Annotated in this window: 17 protein-coding genes; 7 read left to right on the plus strand and 10 right to left on the minus strand. The window is 51.4% G+C overall.

Features of this window, described 5'->3' with window-relative positions:
• Window positions 1-2: 2 nt before the first annotated feature.
• The 7 genes from CVU71_00575 to CVU71_00605 form a co-directional block, all read right to left on the minus strand.
• A complete protein-coding gene (locus CVU71_00575; GenBank protein ID PKN20324.1) occupies window positions 3-944 on the minus strand; it encodes a hypothetical protein in 942 nt (313 codons plus the stop codon).
• Between the two features lie 138 nt (window positions 945-1,082).
• Complete coding sequence (locus tag CVU71_00580) at window positions 1,083-1,403, minus strand: sulfurtransferase TusE (protein PKN20325.1); 321 nt, start codon at window positions 1,401-1,403, stop codon at window positions 1,083-1,085.
• 86 nt (window positions 1,404-1,489) lie between these two features.
• Complete coding sequence (locus CVU71_00585; protein PKN20326.1) at window positions 1,490-2,932, minus strand: cobyrinic acid a,c-diamide synthase; 1,443 nt, start codon at window positions 2,930-2,932, stop codon at window positions 1,490-1,492.
• Window positions 2,933-2,946: 14 nt separating this feature from the next.
• Window positions 2,947-3,195, minus strand: coding sequence for a dissimilatory sulfite reductase-asociated protein DsvD (locus tag CVU71_00590; protein ID PKN20327.1), 249 nt, complete (start codon window positions 3,193-3,195; stop codon window positions 2,947-2,949).
• A complete protein-coding gene (gene dsrB, locus CVU71_00595; GenBank protein PKN20328.1) occupies window positions 3,186-4,247 on the minus strand; it encodes a dissimilatory-type sulfite reductase subunit beta in 1,062 nt (353 codons plus the stop codon). Before dsrB ends, CVU71_00590 begins: the two co-directional genes overlap by 10 nt.
• Before the next feature lies 1 nt (window position 4,248).
• Window positions 4,249-5,436, minus strand: coding sequence for a dissimilatory-type sulfite reductase subunit alpha (gene dsrA / locus CVU71_00600; GenBank protein ID PKN20329.1), 1,188 nt, complete (start codon window positions 5,434-5,436; stop codon window positions 4,249-4,251).
• Window positions 5,437-5,789: 353 nt separating this feature from the next.
• On the minus strand, window positions 5,790-6,311 hold the full coding sequence (locus CVU71_00605; GenBank protein PKN20330.1) for a hypothetical protein: 522 nt from the start codon (window positions 6,309-6,311) through the stop codon (window positions 5,790-5,792).
• A 310-nt stretch (window positions 6,312-6,621) separates the two neighbouring features.
• Between CVU71_00605 and CVU71_00610 the strand changes: the two genes are divergently transcribed.
• Window positions 6,622-7,977 (plus strand): hypothetical protein, encoded by a 1,356-nt coding sequence (locus CVU71_00610; protein ID PKN20331.1) that lies wholly within the window; start codon window positions 6,622-6,624, stop codon window positions 7,975-7,977.
• Window positions 7,978-8,427: 450 nt separating this feature from the next.
• Window positions 8,428-8,916, plus strand: coding sequence for a peroxiredoxin (locus CVU71_00615; protein ID PKN20332.1), 489 nt, complete (start codon window positions 8,428-8,430; stop codon window positions 8,914-8,916).
• Between the two features lie 65 nt (window positions 8,917-8,981).
• On the opposite strand, the gene CVU71_00620 is transcribed toward CVU71_00615, so the two are convergent.
• The gene (locus CVU71_00620) at window positions 8,982-11,036 is read right to left on the minus strand and encodes a sigma-54-dependent Fis family transcriptional regulator (GenBank protein ID PKN20333.1); all 2,055 of its coding nucleotides are present in this window, start codon (window positions 11,034-11,036) and stop codon (window positions 8,982-8,984) included.
• A gap of 191 nt (window positions 11,037-11,227) precedes the next feature.
• Between CVU71_00620 and CVU71_00625 the strand changes: the two genes are divergently transcribed.
• From CVU71_00625 to CVU71_00645, 5 genes are all read left to right on the plus strand, one after another.
• Complete coding sequence (locus CVU71_00625; protein ID PKN20334.1) at window positions 11,228-12,376, plus strand: acyl-CoA dehydrogenase; 1,149 nt, start codon at window positions 11,228-11,230, stop codon at window positions 12,374-12,376.
• Window positions 12,377-12,426: 50 nt separating this feature from the next.
• Window positions 12,427-12,867, plus strand: a complete 441-nt coding sequence (locus CVU71_00630; protein PKN20335.1) for a hypothetical protein — start codon at window positions 12,427-12,429, stop codon at window positions 12,865-12,867.
• The gene (locus CVU71_00635; GenBank protein PKN21020.1) at window positions 12,867-13,283 is read left to right on the plus strand and encodes a hypothetical protein; all 417 of its coding nucleotides are present in this window, start codon (window positions 12,867-12,869) and stop codon (window positions 13,281-13,283) included. Before CVU71_00630 ends, CVU71_00635 begins: the two co-directional genes overlap by 1 nt.
• 52 nt (window positions 13,284-13,335) lie before the next feature.
• On the plus strand, window positions 13,336-14,559 hold the full coding sequence (locus CVU71_00640; protein ID PKN20336.1) for an acetyl-CoA C-acyltransferase: 1,224 nt from the start codon (window positions 13,336-13,338) through the stop codon (window positions 14,557-14,559).
• 177 nt (window positions 14,560-14,736) lie between these two features.
• Window positions 14,737-15,513 carry a gluconate 5-dehydrogenase gene (locus CVU71_00645; protein PKN20337.1) on the plus strand — a complete coding sequence of 259 codons (777 nt, stop codon included), beginning with the start codon at window positions 14,737-14,739 and terminating at the stop codon, window positions 15,511-15,513.
• A 250-nt stretch (window positions 15,514-15,763) separates the two neighbouring features.
• Here the strand turns inward: CVU71_00645 and CVU71_00650 are convergent, their stop codons facing one another.
• Together CVU71_00650 and CVU71_00655 are read right to left on the minus strand one after the other, a co-directional pair.
• Entirely contained in the window at window positions 15,764-16,924 is a 1,161-nt protein-coding gene (locus CVU71_00650) for a 3-phosphoglycerate dehydrogenase (GenBank protein ID PKN20338.1), read from the minus strand.
• 287 nt (window positions 16,925-17,211) lie between these two features.
• Complete coding sequence (locus tag CVU71_00655) at window positions 17,212-17,613, minus strand: cell envelope biogenesis protein OmpA (GenBank protein PKN20339.1); 402 nt, start codon at window positions 17,611-17,613, stop codon at window positions 17,212-17,214.
• Window positions 17,614-18,007 lie beyond the last annotated feature (394 nt).

An 18,007-nucleotide genomic window follows, 5' to 3' on the forward strand; every position in this document is an offset into this window, starting at 1 on the left:
TTTCATGGGTTGTCCTTTTTCTTTGGATTCGGAGAATCCAGCCGGGTTGCCGCTTCCGCCCAGGTGGCGCCTGATGGAATATGTTTTCCCTCCCAGGAAATCTTCTGGGACAGCAGGCCGGAAATCTGCTTTTCGAGTTTTGATCCCCGTCTGTTCGGTTCGTCATCCCAGCGGATGCGGTACAGGGCGAAAATTCGCGTTATATAATGCAGCGAGCGGGTGAACGGCAGATAGATGAGAAAGAGATCAAACAGAATAATGTGCAGCACTGTCATCGGATGAAGATGCGGCGGCGAAAGCGTGATGAGGCCCAGCCAGTAAGTCCGGTATTCGGCAAGCGTCGGATCGAGAACAATCCAGGCATACAGGCCGCTTAAATAAACGAGAAAGAAGAAGGCGTAGTTGAAAAAATTAAACGGCGTGGCGTAAGTCCTGAGCCCCCGATCAGCCAGGCGGACAATCGGCATGCCGATGCAGCCGAAGGTGCCGCCGATGAAGGCGATGCCGCCCGTTGCCAGCAGGAGATAGTAAAAGATCTGCCCCGCCGGCTGTTCCGACGCAGCCGAAATATTTATTCCGAAAACGATGGCGCAGGCGGCAAAGAAGCAGAGAATATGAAAGGTGATAATGAAAATGAAACCGAGGTGCCAAGGCAGCAGAACCGCCCAATAGAAGCGGTTGCGCTTGAAATATTCGCCCATGTAAAAATTATCTTTGAGCGCGTAGAAAAGGCTTCGCAAGCGGTGCTTGGGCCTGGGCTTTGTCCACCACTCGGGCTGTTCGTAGTATGAACCCCCGTACTGGTAATGTTCCTCATGAATCACCGGATAAAGATCCCAGCGGATATGAGGCGGCATGGCAAGCCATGCCCGGGCTTTAATGGTGTACATGGCGACGATGAAAACATACGCCACATATGTCAAAACGATGACCAGAGTTTCCATTTCATCCATTTCCTTTTATCTTACGGACTGTTCAGAACACCCGGCGCGCCGTAAAAATTCGCCTCGTGAGTCATGCCGGGGATTACACCGGGAAATGACTGGCGATTGGCAAAGCGGCAGGAGGTTCCGGCAACTTGTCTAAACGCAACCCGTAGGCTTCGAGAGGCCGGCCAGTTTGCAGGCTCCTTTGGCAGGTCCCGTGGGGAAAAGTTCGTAGAGCTTTTTCATGTCGATCCCCAGATCTTTGCAGATTTTCCGGATCATGGGGGCAATGCCGAACTGCTGATAGTAATTGCGCAGGTAATTGATCACTTTCCAATGTTCTTCGGTCAACTTGCCTTCGATATCTTCCACATGGGCATAAGCTTCTGCAAATTCTTCGTTCCACTTGTCGAGTTCCTGAAGAAACCCGTCTTCATCCACTTCATAAATTTTACCTGCCAATTCGATTTGCGGCATATTGAGAACCTCCTGAAAATATTTTTATTCAATCATCAATTTCTGTGTGCGAACGTCCCGATCTTGAGGGCGCGCCGGTATGCTTATTAAAATCCTCCTGCATCACGCTTCCGGAGGGAAGGAGAAATGATTTTACTTTGTCTTTCCGCCCGATGCTGTCTGGCTTTGCCAATGATCGCCTGCGCCCACCCGGCTGCGCCGAGCGCATGCAGATGCGTGAATCCGGCAAAAATATTATACCGGCACAGGCCTTCCCGCTTACCGTCCATCCCCGTTCCCCGGAGAACGCGGCACGCTGTGAAGCTTTCACTTTCGTGCAGGGTCAGGACCCGGCAGTAATGAAACTCATGCCCGGTGACCTTTGTGCCCACGGGGAAGAAGGGGTTTTGCCGATCAACTTCCAGGGTGATGTAGCCATGCCCCTGTGGCCGGTGCTCCATGCTGAAGGAAACCGGCAGCGCGCCGGACATGGGATAGTGTGCATCACCGATGGTCAGTGATTCTCCCAGGTAGATGAATCCTCCGCATTCCGCATAAATCGGCAGGCCCCGCTCAGCGGCTGCTTTCAGGGAAAGACGGAAGGACGCGTTTTCGGCAAGGCGCCCGGCTTGCGTTTCAGGGAAGCCTCCGCCGATGTATAAGGCATCCACGTCCGGGAGGCTCTTTTCCGCAAGCGCGCTGATCTCCACAATTTTGGCGCCCCGATCACTCAGGGCCTCCAGATTTTCGGAATAATAAAACTGAAAGGCGCTATCTTTGATCACGCCGATGGTGATTGGCTCATTACCCCTCTCGTCCTGTTCGGGATTGGGGAAGGCATCCACACTCCAGGGCGCCGCACTTTCGGCAACCGCCAGCAGGTTCGGAATGTCAAGGCAGTCTTCGGCAATCATTCCCGCTCTGTCCAGCGCATGCTGGGCAGCATCATGTTCCGGAGGAGGAATTAATCCCAGGTGCCTCTGCGTAAAGGGAAGATCGGTCATGCGCGGTACGGTGCCCAGAACCGGAAGACCGGCATATTCTTCGATGGCTTGACGGATGACAGTCGCATGGCGGCTGCCGCTCACCCGGCTGAGGATGACGCCCCGGATGTTGAGTTGGGGGTCAAGATTCCTGCAGCCCAGGACCATTGCCGCTGCAGTGCGCGTGACTTTATCGCAGTCGACAACCAGAATCACTGGCGCATTAAGAAGCTTGGCAAGCTCTCCCGTGCTGAACTCGCCTGCGGCATTAACGCCGTCGAAGAGTCCCCGGTTGCCTTCGATAATCGAAACAGCGCCTGCTGCCGCATGGCGTGAAAACGATCGGACGGTCTGTTCGGTGCCCATGAGAAATGTGTCCAGGTTGTAACAGGGCCGTGATGCCGCAAGCGCAAGCCACGCCGCATCAATATAGTCCGGTCCCTTCTTAAAAGGGACAACCGGGATGCCCCGCTTTTGCAGGGCAACGGTCAGAGCGACCGAAAGGGTTGTTTTTCCCGCGCCGCCCCGGAGGGCGGCCATAATCAGACGTGGACAGGATTGGTTCATCTTTCAATACCTGATTAAGAACAGGATTCCTCCTTCGGGAAGAATTCAGCCAGGATGAGGTAAGTAGAACTTCCGCTCGACCAGTATTTCAAAACTTCCTCATCGAGCAGCACTTTTACGGCATCCTGAACGGCGTGCCGGTCTTCATCGGGCAGCCATTTGGTGACGTCGCGGATGTAAAACATCTTCTTGTCACCCCTGGATTTTTCATGGAAAAGGTCTACGATCTTTTTCTTCAGCTCGTCACTCATGTTCACCCCCATTTGAACTGTGTCGATGTCCGGAATGTTTCCGTGGCCATATCAAAGTCATCGATATGCTTGTCCGTGAAGGGAATGCCGGTCAGCGTAAAGAACCTCTCCCAGCCAACGCGTTCGATCCATTCCCCGACGCGTTCGTGCTTGCGCGCATGGGTTGCATAGACCTCGATGATATTCTTGACCGCATCAACCACTTCAGGCCAGCGCGGCGGGTTGTTGGGGAGGAAGGGAATGGCCAGCTTGGAGAATTTGGGAGCGCTCCGGGCATTGGAAACTTTACCTCCGACCCAGATTGAAATTCCGTCGTTTTCGGGATCGGCAATCGGCAGGGCCGGACAAACGGTGTAGCAGTTGCCGCAATACATGCACTTCTCCGGATTGACGGTGACGGTTTTGTTCTTCATGTCGCCGCGAATCGCGCCCGTGGGGCAGGAGGCAACGGTGGAAGGAATTTCACAAATGTTCGGCACGCGTGTGTTATCCGGGATGGGAACGGTGCGGTGAATTCCCAGAATGGCGATGTCCGAGCAATGCACGGCGCCGCACATATTCAGGCAGCAGGCCAGGGCAATCCGTACGTGGTTGGGCAGGGTCGCCGTTACGAAATGTTCATAGATCTCATCCATCAGGGCCTTGACGGGACCGGATGCGTCGGTGGCCGGCGTGTGGCAGTGGACCCAGCCCTGGGTATGGACGATATTCGAGATGGCATGCCCTGTGCCGCCGACCGGGTAATTGCGTTTGGCCAGTTCCGCAATCAGGGGCTCGACTTTGTCCTTATCGTCCAGGAGGAATTCGATATTGTGGCGGCTGGTGAAGCGCAGATAGCCGTCGCAGAACTGATCCGCCATGTCGCAGATTTCCCGGATGTGTTCCGTAGAAACAAGCCTGGGGGAGCCTGCGCGCACAGTGTAGAGTGCCTCTCCCGATTCCGCGATGTGCATCAGCACACCCGGTTTGAGAATTTCATGATAACGCCACTTCCCGTAATTTCTTGCGATGACGGGCGGCAGCATGGTTTTATAATCAGGGGGTCCGATATCTGTTTTAGCCATTTTACTTTACCTCCTTTTTGATTTCTTCGGGCCAGAAGAAGACATAGGGATTGGTCCGCGGCGCCTTGACCATTTGCGGAACGGCCGGCAGGCCAACGGCCCTGAGGAATACCCTCATGCCCAGACGTTTGATTAACTCACCCAGGCGTTCCCGGGATTTGCCGTATTCATCCCACCAGTCCTGGATGCGTTCGATTAAATCCTTGAGTTCCGTGTAAGGCGGCTCCATCTTCATAAAAGGCACAATGACCCAGGAAAGAAGCGCTCCCTGTAAAATGGGCGCCTTGCCGCCGATGAGGATGGTTGCGCCTCTTTCTTTGCCGGGGCGCAGGGCTTTCGGCATGAGGTTGATGCAGTGCATGCAACGGGTGCAGTCTTCATCGTAAATCTTTAATTCTTTGCCGTTCCATTCCATGCACTTCGTCGGACAAAGGTCGCAGACTTCCTTTTGGATGTCGATGGCCGGCGCATAGGCCAGAACTTCCTTCTGATCAATTTGAATGTTGTCTTTCCAGGTGCCGATGATGGACAGGTCGGAGCGCGCGATGGATGCCACACAGTCATTGGAACAGGCAGCGACTTTAATCTTGAACTTGTAGGGGAACATGGGGCGGTGAATCTTATCCTGGTAACTCATGGTGATGTTATAGCAGATATCCAGGCTGTCGACGCAGGCCCATTCGCATCGGCCGGGTCCGACACAGGCGGAAGGCGTACGCAGGGCCGATCCGGAGCCGCCGAGGTCAAAACCCGCATCGGAAAGATCGTCAAAACAGGACTGGAGATGCTCGGTTCTTGTGCCCAGCAGAATGACATCTCCCGTTGCGCCGTGCATGTTGGTGAGGCCGCTGCCGTGCTTGTCCCAGACATCGCAGAGTTTGCGCAGCGCATCCGTTTTGTAGAACCAGCCGGTAGGATGATTAACGCGCATCGTGTGAAAAGCCTGGACATTCGGGAAAAGATCCGGACGATCTGAATAGCGCCCGATGACACCGGCGCCGTAACCCTTGACGCCGACAATACCTCCATGTTTCCAGTGGCCGATTTTATCCTTGTAGGATAGCTCCAGTTGATGGAGCAGGTCTTTGGCCATGGGATTTTTCTCCGCCGCTTGCTTCATGTCTTTCACAAAGCTGGGCCATTTGCCCCCTTCCAGTTCATCGAGCAGGGGTGTGTCTGATTTCGCCATGATATTTGCCTCCTTTTCTAACCATTCTTCCGGCTGGATGTCGGTTGAATGCATTATGTGTAGAATGCATCACTTTTACTGAATGGTACTCAGTTTATTAAAGCGTGTCAAGATATTTCTCTCTAATGAGAGTCTACGAGTGATTATTGTTGACTAATTCTCAGGAGTTTCCGGTCTCTATTTTTTTCTTCGCAATGTGTTTCAAACCGATCAATCATCACATTTACCAGAGGTCTAAAACCAATTACCGGCCAACTCAGATCTTGGACCAGTGATCCACAAACACAACGGTGGATAAGAAAATCCCCAAGGGGACATTGATAATGACCCGCAAGTGAAGGCCCAGAAAGGCTTCATGCCGAAGGTGAGCATTTCAGCAAAGCGGGTGGAAAGACCGATGCAGAGGAAGTGATACCGGTTTTGATATAATATTCCGTGCGGAGCGATGTCTTCAGCCAGTCCGGAATTTTAATAACATTGGAAATGATCAGTCCGACGATCAACGCCAGCAGGGGTGCCTCAATATTATAATCATTTATAAATTTTGTTCCGGCCACATAAAAGATCACGAGTGATCCGGCAAACAGGATGATGAAACCGGGAATAAAGTATTTTAATTTGTGTGCCATGAGCTTCATGGAGACGCAGAAGACCGCGCCGAGGACCAAAAAGATAGTGAGATACCCGCCGGCATTCTTTGCCAGGTCTGCGCCGACACTGCTGAAGTTCGCTATCTTACTTGGCAGAACCGCCCATCCCTTGATGGAGGTGCCCATCCAGAGGGCAACGATGGCCAGGATGACGATGCCGAGCCCCAGCCAAACCGGCCACCAGTCTTCTGTCTTCCAGAGTTTATCAAAACCACTGCCCTTCATTGCTGATACTCCTTTCCAGACGAAAAATGTCTTAAAGAGGGGGTGCTTACATCCGGGTTAAAGGTTCTGACGCATGGAGGAACGCTAAAATGGAAAGAACGACAAGAGCGCCATGACAAAATGGCATATATTTCATATTACAGGAGAGCATTTAAAAAAGCAATTTACTTTAACATTGGGTAGTGGGTCAGTTTTAAACTGACCCACTACCCAACATGCTTGGATAATATAATTTTTAATCAGCCGATATCGAAATTTCATGGATTGTTTACTTTGAGGTTGGAAAATCGCACCAAAGCCGCTATAGTCCATGCTGGATGTAGATAACGCAATTGATAAAGGTTTCCGGCAAGCGATGAATCCCAATCAGATGGAAAGAGAAAATTATAGAGACGGGGGGAAACCCTGCGCCCTTCTTTGGGATGAATCCTTCCTCTGGGGGCTGATGGCCCGGCGGGCGCTGACGGAAGCGGGATTGTCCTTTGACCTTGTCCGGTCGGGTGATATCCGGTCGGGCGTCCTTCCCCGTTATGCGATGCTCTTTGTTCCGGGCGGTTGGGCGCAGGCTAAGCTCGGTTCCCTGGGGGTGAAGGGACAGACTGAAATTCGTTCTTTTGTGGAGAACGGCGGCAGCTACCTGGGCATTTGCGGAGGAGCGGGGCTCGCGACTCAAAGCGACATCGGCCTTTTGCCTGTTTCGCGGAAATCCGCTCAGGAAAGGGTTCCCAGTTTCAGTGGACCCGTTCGCCTGGCGCTTGCTCCGCACGCTGCCTGGGAGAACATCACGTCACCTGTCTTTTCGGTCTGGTGGCCCTTTCAGTTTCACCTTGCGTCAAGAAGTGAAATTCGCGTTCTGGCGGTATATGAAGAGGCGCAGCCGGATGCCATGAGCGCCGATATCAAGGTGGGAGATGGGCAAATTACAGGCTGGTCTGGACTGGAAGAACGCTACGGGATATTATTGGATCCCCGGCGTTTGAAAGATGAGCCGGCTGTTGTGGAAGGTCGTTTGGGGCGGGGGAAGGTGATTCTGTCGCTTGTTCATTTCGATACCCCCGGAGATCGAAACGGCATCGCTGTCTTGCGCAATCTCTGGCGATACCTGATAACTGATCCCGAATGTCCAGTTTACGAAAGCACGCTGCCCGGGAAAAACCGGTTTGTTGCGGACGACTTCCCTGAATGTAATAAAATGCTTGCGGACTTTCGGTCCGCCATTGCCGGTTTGATGGCTATGGGCGAGAAAGATTCTCTCTGGCGTCGGCGTAATCCCTGGTTTCTTCAGTGGCGGCGGGGCATACGGGGAATGGAATATTCCACACTGGCCGTAATGATCGACGAAATTGCGGCGCAATTTCGCCATAATCAATCGGCTGCTCATAAAAAAGAAAAAGCTCTTCCCGTGCTTCCTGAGCAACTGCGGGAGGATATGTCGGTTATCAGGGAACGCATGATGCCTTTTGTGGAAAAAGCAAAATTACTTCTTGCCCGGGAGAAGTTATTTCTCACAACGGACTCTTTTTCGCCGGTAAACTGTCCGGATGGAGAGGTTAACCGCCTCAGGGAGGAACTGTTTGGCAGTTCGATTCGTTATGGGGGAGAGTTTAAGCAGGTTATTGACGCAGTTGACCAACTTCTTTATAAACTGATCAAAGTCTGCCGTTAACCCACCAATGAATTGTCCGCAGACAAAATGCCATTTAGGCTTTACCCGGGTAATTCCAAGCCTAATATTCATTGGTTACTGTTGTTGATTACAGGAAGGTTATCGGATAAAATTGTAAGATGAATATATTCAATCATATGCTTTTTGGTGCAAAGAAAAAATCAAATGGGAATGCTGCGGAAACTGTTATTATTTCAATAACGATTCCGCAATGCTGGAAGATTATTTTAAGGGCATAAACAGCCTCAGCTCCGTGCGGGGCTGTGCCAGAGGGGATGGTGGTATCTGCAAAGTCCATGATCGGTATTTTTTGCCTGTGCGCGGCTGTTCGGATTTTGTGCGCAGGCCTTAACCCATTTTCCAAATGTTAATCAATAATCATCAGAAACAGGGGCTGCCCAACGGCGCCTTCGACAATCAACCTTTAACGACAGAGAACGGCAAAACAAAATGGCAGATGTTAACAAGGACAATTTGAACGAGTCGCTTTCAGGGTATAAGCAAAGCATTAATCCGATAGTAAAGACAACCCTGACCTGGGACCGGGATCTGGTATTCACCGGGACCACACAGCAGGGATACGAGATTGAATTTGACGGCCAGGCACAGTGGGGATGCAAGCCAACGGAATCTCTTCTTCTGAGTCTGGCAGGCTGCATGGGGATTGATGTGGTGACGATTCTGACGAAGATGCGGATCGCGCTCACGGGATTCCGGATGGAGATTGCCGGTGAACGAAATCCGGCGCCGCCGCAGTATTACAGGGTGGTGGAGATGGTTTTACACATCGCCGGGGAAAACCTGGATCCGGGAAAAGTGGAACGCGCCATTGCCTTGTCCAAGGACAAGTACTGTTCCGTTTATAACTCTCTGCGTCCGGATATGGTTTTTAATGTGCGCTACGTTCTCGAGGAAAAGAATACTCAGAGGGCTCTATAAAAAAAGGGTGAGAAATGGCCGCGGGGATTACATCGGTGCAATCCCGGGAGACGCATTTTTACGCATCAGGAAATATTATACTCCCTGAATTTGCGATATAACGTCGGTCTGGATATCCCCATTTTTCGCGCGATCTCGGCTTTCTTAAGTTTGTTACTCAGCATCTTCTGAATAGCCTGACGCTCAAATTCCCTGGACGTCATAATCGGTTCCAAACGATGACCTGCCGATGTTGGCCTTATTTCTTCGGGAATAAGATCAGCGGTTAGCTCATCGGAACGGGCGAAATTCAACATTCTCTCCATTACATTTTGCAATTCACGGATGTTGCCCGGCCAGTTGTATTGCTGGAAGGCATCGATGACCTGAGGGCTCACTGTACATGGTTTCCTTTTGGAATATTGCGCATGTTTTTGAACAAAATTATCGACAAGCAAAGGAATATCATCCGGGCGTTCGCTCAATGGAAGCAAGTGAATGGAAAACACGCTCAGCCGGTAATACAGATCCTTCCTGAAAGTCCCTTTGCGGATCTCGCCCATGATATCCCTGTTGGTTGCGGCGATAATGCGAACATCTACCGGCCGGACCCGGCTTCCACCGATCCGGACGATCGATTTATCCTCGATCACCCGAAGCAGCACGGCTTGCAGTTCCAGCGGGGTTTCGGCTATTTCATCCAGAAAAATTGTGCCGCCGTCAGCCAGTTCAAATTTCCCCTGATTTCCGCCGCGGCGCGATCCCGTGTAGGCGCCTTCAGAATATCCAAACAGTTCACTGGTGATCAGATCCCGCGGAATGGCCGCGCAGTTGATGGCCACATACGGTCCGTTTTTCCGGTCGCCTGCGTTGTGAATGGCCTGGGCAAAAACGTCTTTTCCCGTCCCGCTTTCTCCCAGCAGCAGCACATTGGAACTGTTTTGCGAAACGACGCGCGCCTGTTCGAGTGTGGTCAGAAAACGCGGACTTCTCCCGCAAACATCCTCAAAAGAGAACTTTGCCTTGGCGCCGATCATCTTGGTCACCATCGTTTTTGCCCGTTTGATTTCATTGAGGATGATGATTTTTCCGATGGTCTTTCCATCCGCGTCTGAAATCGTATTGCAGGTCATGGTGTAGTCATAGCCTGTACTCCTCGTAAATATTCTGATCTCGGCATCCGTGAGGGTTTCGTAATCCCTGATGATGGAAAGAAATCGATGATTCTCCTTGCCGAAGACCTTGTGCACCGGTTGTCCCACAACATTGTTTTCATCGGGAAACAGCAGCTTTTTAGCATTATCATTGATGAGGGAAATGAGGCCCTGATTGTCGATGGTAATCAACGCTTCAGGAATGGAGGTAATGACGGTTTTTTGAAATCTGTAGGCGACTTGCAGTTCGCGGGCGGCTTTGCGCGTCTGCATTTCATTTTCGATGGCCGAAGCTGCGGCGATGACCATACCCAGTGTGTCCGGCGTTGCCCGGAAATAATGGCCCGTCAGACAGATTCCGCCGATAAGTTTGCCTTCAGGATCGTAGATCGGCGCACTCGAGTCCGTTTCGTTGTGGAAAAAACGATGGTAGTGCTGTGCGGCAAAAATCTGGATGGGTTTTTTCAGCCTGAGAACCGTGCCGACATTGTTATTTCCTGAGCTTTCCTCCGTCCACAGAGAGCCGACTACAAACTCGCCGCGGCGCGCGTGATTGACGGCATTTTCATCTCCGATGACTTCCAGCACATATCCGTCCTTGTCGTAAAGGGCGACCAGAAATCCGGAGCCCGCCAGGAATTTATGAAGGTTCTGCATGAAGGGGCGGCTGATGTCGATGAAAGATGCGTGATACCCCAGAAGTTTTTTCAGATCCGATCCGGCAAGGATTTCATGATGCGGGATGCGGATGGGATCGACCCCCAGTTTCTGGCACCGGACCCAGGAATCGAAAACCTCGGCTGTGATCACCTGGCGGTCAATATCAGTATTTCCCGTAATGAATTTCTCCCATTCCTTTTTTGTCGCCTGGAATTTATCGTAATAGTCGGGGCCTTGCTGCTCTCTGCGGCTGACAAAAGGTTTTCGTTCCAGACGGCCTTTTTCACTGTCGGAGGATGTGTTTCGGTTCGAAGCGTTATTTTTCATGGGGTCACCTTGTTTCCTTTACAGATGTTACATAATATTACACAAGACGTATCAAAAGATTACATATTCTATTACCACAGATTCGTCAATAAATAAAATAATCTTGTATATCAATGCGATAGAACAAGGCTCTATCTGGCATACATCATGCTCTGATCTATGGTGTAAATATAATTCGGAGGAGGACCATTGTGGATTTCAGATTATCAGATGATCAAATGATGTTGAGGGATACGGTACGGCGAATCGCGACGGAACAGTTCGCCCCGCACGCGGCGGGGATCGATGAAAAAGAAGAATTTCCCTGGGGGAATTTTAAAACCCTGTCGGAAAACGGTCTGCTGGGTATTCAGATTCCCGAAGCCTACGGCGGGACCGAAGCGGGAATGCTTTCCATGATTCTGACGGTGGAAGAAGTGGCCCGATGCTGTGCGGCAACGTCCGTCATGCTGACGACGCAGGCGCTCACCAGCGACCCGATTCTGATCGGCGGGACGGAAGAACAGAAAAAATCCTATCTCTACATGCTGGCTTCCGGCCAATGCCTGGGCGCCACGGGCATTACCGAGCCCGGAGCAGGCTCCGATGTGTCAGGGATGAAAACGATGGCAACCCGGGTGGACGGCGGCTATCTGCTCAACGGGTCAAAAATTTTCATTACCAACGGCGGGGTGTCGGAGATTATTGTTGTGGTCTGCTACACCGATAAGTCCAAGGGCAACAAGGGAATCAGCATGATGATCGTGGAAAAAGGCGACCAGGGTTTTTCAGTGGGCAAAGAGGAGCACAAGATGGGCATCCACGGTTCCGAAACACGCGAACTGGTTTTTGACAATGTTTTCTTGCCGGAAGACCGGCTGCTGGGCGGCGCGGAAGGCAACGGATTTAAAGTGCTGATGAAGACCTTTAACTATACCCGTCCGGCCGTTGGCGCTCAGGCCTTGGGCATTGCACAAGGCGCGCTGGATGCCGTAATCAGCTATACGAAAGAACGCTGCCAGTTCGGCCAGTCCCTGGCCTCATTTCAGGGCATGCGCTGGATGATCGCCGAAATGGCGCTGGCGGTGGAGACAGCCCGCACCATGGTTTATCGGGCGGCGTCGCTCATCGACACCGATCCGGGGTCGCCGGATATTCCGAAACTTTCCTCGATGGCCAAATGGTACGCCTCGGACGTGGCCATGAAAGTTACCACCGATGCCGTTCAATGCCTGGGCGGATACGGATATACCAGAGAGTATCCCGTCGAGCGCATGATGCGGGACGCCAAGATTACGCAGATTTATGAAGGGACCAACCAGGTGCAGCGCATCATTATTGCCAATCAGTTGCTGGCGTAAAAGGTTTTGGCGATCCAATATCAACCGTCACTTGACATAAGGAGAAAAAGATGAGTGAGAAAATTGTTGTAATAGGCGCCGGAACCATGGGTGCCGGAATCGCGCAGGTTGCGGCAGAAGGGGGATTCAATGTTGTTCTTGTCGACACAACCAGGGGATTTCTTGACCGTGGAATCGGCAATATCAATAACTTCATCAGCCGCAAAGTTGCTAAAGGCACGCTGACGCATGCACAGGGTGGTGAGATTCTGTCGCGGCTGACCGCGACGACGGATATGAATGAGGCGGTTAAAAACGCCGTGATGGTGGTGGAAGCGGTGTTTGAAAATCTTGAACTCAAACAGGATATTTTCAGAAAACTGGATGCTGTCTGTCCCGCCAGTGTCATCCTGGCTAGCAACACATCCACCATTCGCATTTCCAGCCTTGCTTCCGTTACCGCTCATCCTGAGCGGTTATCGGGACGCATTTTTTCAGCCCCGTCCCCGTGATGAAACTGGTGGAAGTCATCAGCAGTGATCAGACGGGCAGGGAGATAGAGAAAACCGCCATCGACATCTGCCGGAACTTCGGCAAGACGCCGATTGTGGTCAAGGATATACCCGGATTCATCGTTAATCGTTTCCTGTGCCTGATTTATAATGAATCCTGTAATATGATTTTAAACGGCTCCGCCTCCGCCGAAGATATTGACCAGGCCATGAAGCTTGGCTGTAACTGGCCTATGGGGCCCAATGAAATTATGGATCTGGCGGGTGTCGACGTTTGCGGCAATGCCATGAAGGCCATGTTTGAGATGACCGGCGAAGAGCGCTATAAGCCGTCCGGGCTGTTTAAAACAATGATCGATGGAAACCAGCTGGGCAGAAAGACCGGCAAAGGCTTCTATGACTATGGCAGGAAGTAACAACTGAGCACCGGAATACTAAAGCAGTTATAAGAAAAAGGAGAAAATCGAAATGGGAAAAAAAGAAGTGGTTTTTGTGGACGGCGTGCGTACCGCCTTTGGTAAGATTGGCGGAAGCTTAAAAGACTACACGGCCGAGGAACTTGCCGGCATCGGACTGAAGGGGCTTGTCGAAAAAACAAAAATCTGTGAACGCTCGCGTGTCGACAATGTTTATATGGGAATGGCTTTCCATCCCGCCTGTGCAATTAATCCTTCCCGCTGGGCGCTTTTGTATGCAGGCCTGCCCGAATCGACTTCGGCATCCGCCGTGGAGTTGCAGTGCGGCTCCGCCATCGACTCCATTAATCACGCGGCCTGGAAAATTCTTGCGGGCATGGCGGACATCGTCATTGCCGGCGGCATGGAATCGTTCAGCCAGCTGCCCCGGAAATATTCCACAAGCGTGGAACCTTACCGGCTCAATACCATCAAGCTTCTCGACTTCCAGCTTCAGCCCCCGTCCAAAGAAAAGACGACTTACCTTCCTTTCGACATGGGTTTAACGGCGGAAAATCTGGCGGACCTGTATAAAATATCCCGCGAAGAACAGGATGAATTTGCCTTCCGCAGCCAGGCGCTGGCCAGGAAGGCGATTGAGGCAGGATATTTTGCCGATGAGATCATCTCCGTCCCCGTGCCGCAGGGAAAGAAGAAGCCGCCGCTGGATTTCAAAGTGGACGAGTTCCCGCGGCTTACCCCCATGGACGGGCTTGCCGCTTTGCCTCCCGCGTTCAAAAAAGGCGGCTCCGTGACAGCCGGCAACTCCTCCGGATTAAACGACGGCAGCGCCTTTGTGTTGATGATGACGCGGGAAAAAGCGTTGGAGCTGGGCTATGAGCCGCAGGCGAGATGGGTCGGCAGCGCCGAGTGGGGCGTTGATCCGGGCATCATGGGCGTCGCACCGGCGTATGCATTGCCCATTGCCATGAAGAGAGCCGGCATTGAAAAGCTTTCGGATTTCGATGTGGTCGAATGCAACGAAGCCTTTGCGGCCCAGAACCTGGCCGTGATCCGGGAGCTGGAAAAGCAGACGGGGCAAAAGGTCATCATGGACAACTGGAATCCCAATGGCGGCGCCATCGCCTACGGTCACGCCAACGGAGCATCGGGCGCCCGCATTGCCATGCTCTGCATGAAGGAGCTGATTCGCAGGGGAGGGCGCTTTGGAACCTTTGGCGCCTGCTGCGGCGGCGGCCAGGGCGTTGTGACGATTATTGAGAATCTCAAAAGGTAAGACGAATATCCGCCGCAGCGGCTTTTGAATGCCCGGCTGATATTTTTAAAGACGTTTGTGAATTGACAGGGCAGGGAGAACAGCTCCGAAATATCTGCAGAGGCCAGAAGAAATATACAGTTTAATTTATTAAATATCACGATAGTGACTTGCCCGCTTATTTCATGGAGGTTAGCAATGCACGTAAAAGACTTATTCAATATCCGGGGAAAAATTGCCCTGGTGACGGGTGGTTCAGTTGGCCTGGGGGAGCAGATGGCCACAGCCCTTGCCGAGGCGGGGGCAAACGTCGTACTGTCCGCACGTAAGGTAGAACGTTGCGAAATAACCGCCGAACGGATCCGCACGGAATGCGGTGTCAAGACCATGGCTCTCCAATGCGATGTTGCCCGGGAGTCCGGTATTCAGGATATGGTCGACGCCGTTCTAAATGAATTCGGCCGAATCGATATTCTGATCAATAATGCCGGCACAAGTTGGGGCGGACCCGCAGTAGACTATCCGGTTAAAGGATGGGACAAGGTTATGGACGTCAACGTTAAAGGAACTTTTTTCAGCTGTCAGCATGCTGGCCGCGCCATGATCAAACAGGGAGGCGGCAAGATTATCAACATCGCTTCGGTTACCGGCCTGATCGGTTGCGAGCCGGAAAAGATGGATGCAGTGGCCTACCAGGCAAGTAAGGGAGCGGTCATTGCTCTGACCAGGGACCTTGCCGCCAAATGGGCAAGGCATAACATCAATGTTAACGCCATCGCGCCAGGCTGGTTTCCAACAGACATGACAGCCTGGGTAATGGAAGATCGTGGCGATCTTTTGATCAAAGGAATTCCAATGAGGCGATTTGGACGTGATGATGAATTAAAAGGCGCCGTCTTGTTTTTAGCCTCCGAAGCATCCAGTTATATCACGGGCCACACACTTTCCGTGGACGGAGGAGAAGCGATTATTTGAATTGCTTTCAATGGCAAAGGTAGTCACCGGTCTATCGATAACCTGCGGAGCCGGAAACCGATAAAAGATAAAATGGATGGTTTCGTTCTTTACGCGGGAAGAGTAAAAAAGGCGGCTACGGGTGAATTGGCAGGGAGAAACAGTTGCAGCGCGCAGGGATTACGAGAACGGTGTGTGCATTAATAAGAAGTGCCTGGACAGTCAGCCCAGGCACTTTTTTTGATCCATGGAGAACACTCCGGAGGTATTCTTAAAGCATTCTGACCCCGAGCACTCCTTCAGTCGATCCGATCTTTTTGACCAGGTCTTCGCTGATAGCGCTGTCGAGATCAATGATGTTATAGGCGACATTGCCTCTGCTTTTGTTAATCATGTCGGCTATGTTGATCTTATTGTCGGCCATGAAGTGCGTGATCTTTTCGATCATGCCCGGCGCGTTCTGATTCGAGATGGTCAGCCGCTGTTTGCCCGATCTGTCAAGAGAGCACTCGGGGAAGTTGACCGAATTTTTGATGTTCCCGTTCTCGAGGAAGTCCATGAGCTGCATGGCTGCCATGATGGCGCAGTTTTCTTCAGATTCTTCGGTGGAGGCTCCCAGATGCGGAATGGCGATGACCTTGTCCGTCTTGATGACCTCTTCATCGGGGAAATCTGTCACATAGCATCCCACGATACCGTCGGCGACAGCCTTCTTCAGGGACGGAGTATCCACAAGCCCGCCTCTGGCGAAGTTCAGGATGACCACACCCTTCTTCATGACCGCGAATTTATCGCTATTGATGAATCCCTTGGTGTCTTTATTTTGCGGAACATGCAGCGAGATGAAATCGCACTCGGACAGAAGTTTGTCCAGGCTTGCCGCCTTTTTGGTATTGCGGGACAGTCTCCAGGCTGCCTCGATGGACAGGAATGGATCATATCCCCAGACTTCCATACCCAGATTTTCGGCGGTATTGGCCACCATGGTGCCGATGGCTCCCAGACCCACCACGCCGAGCTTCTTGCCCAGGATTTCGGTGCCGCCGAACTTGGATTTGCCTTTTTCGATCAGGTCCGGTACCTTGTCGCCTTCACCCACCAGGCCTTTGGCCCAGCCGATCCCTTCCACCACTTTGCGGGAAGCCAGGAGCATGCCCAGAATCACCAGTTCCTTCACGCCGTTGGCGTTCGCACCCGGCGTATTGAACACCACAATGCCTTTCTCTGAGCATTTTTCGATGGGAATATTGTTCACGCCGGCGCCGGCGCGGGCAATTGCTTTCAGGCTCGACGGCAGGATCATTTCTTTCATTTCCTTGCTTCTTACGAGAATGCCGTCAGGATCGGGAATGTCAGTACGATACTCATACTTCTCAGTAAAAAGGCTGAGCCCCTTTTCCGAAATATTATTTAACAGATCAATCCGATACATAAAATACCTCCTATTCCTTTCCATATCTTTTTATTAGAGAGTACTCCGATAACATAGAATACTTACTTTGCGCCGTTAGTGTCCAAAACAAATTGTTCTTATGATATTTTTTGATAAGAACGACCGTTTTGAATGGCAAAGTATAGAATGGGCGTTTTTTTGTGTCAAGGAAATCTTGGCCGCAAAATGCGGGTGTGCGGTTTTATCTCACCGATTGAGATATAAGATCATTTTTTGAAATCATTGGTTTGTCTGTTTCAGAAAGAACACATCAATCGGGTAAAACATTATTGCCATCCGATGGGATCATACCCCCTCTCCTGCAGGCACCGGTTAACAAAATTTTTAAAAAGGGGGGTCGGTTCTGATGCCTTTATGACGCCTCTGACCAGACCGACAGCGGCGCCGGTGGCAGCACCGACACCAATGCCCCGGCCTAAATGGCCCGTTACGGCGCCCGCGGCGCCTCCGATGACGGAGCCTCCCGCCGCTCCAATGGCCGTGTCTTTGGCCGCCGCGATCCCGGCATCGGACTTGATATACTGATCGGCCAGGGCTTCGCACTCCGCAATATCCTTATGGGTCTGTGCTTCGCCTGCTTGCTGGAGGTGTGTGTTGGGATAAAGCACTGGCCCTGTGGTGCAGCCCGCTAAAAAGAGGATCAATATTACCACCGGCATTTTCTTCATTTTTCCCTGCCTCCTTATCCGACGCTCAAAGCTTCCTGATTTTTACCATAACGAAGGGGAAAAGGCCATGCGCACCATCACCAAAACATACTGGTTAAATTACCGGATGCTTCAGTTCAGTACTGATTTCATAAAGTCAATTCGTGACGTCTTCTTGAGAACAGGAAGGAGTGCTTGCCGGTTTCGGATTTTGATTCAAAAATGTATTTCATGAAACATCAATGCAACTGCTGGATACCGTGTGATTAAATAATAATTATTGATTTTATGAATTAGAAGATTATACTGAATAAAGATATCTAAATATAAGTGCCTTAATATAATTATATTATTAATTGGAAAGGAGATGTTATTTAATAAGTAAATATATGTTATTTACATAAATCAATTAAAA

The sequence above is a fragment of the Deltaproteobacteria bacterium HGW-Deltaproteobacteria-6 genome, from assembly GCA_002840435.1.
Classification (GTDB): domain Bacteria; phylum Desulfobacterota; class Syntrophia; order Syntrophales; family Smithellaceae; genus UBA8904.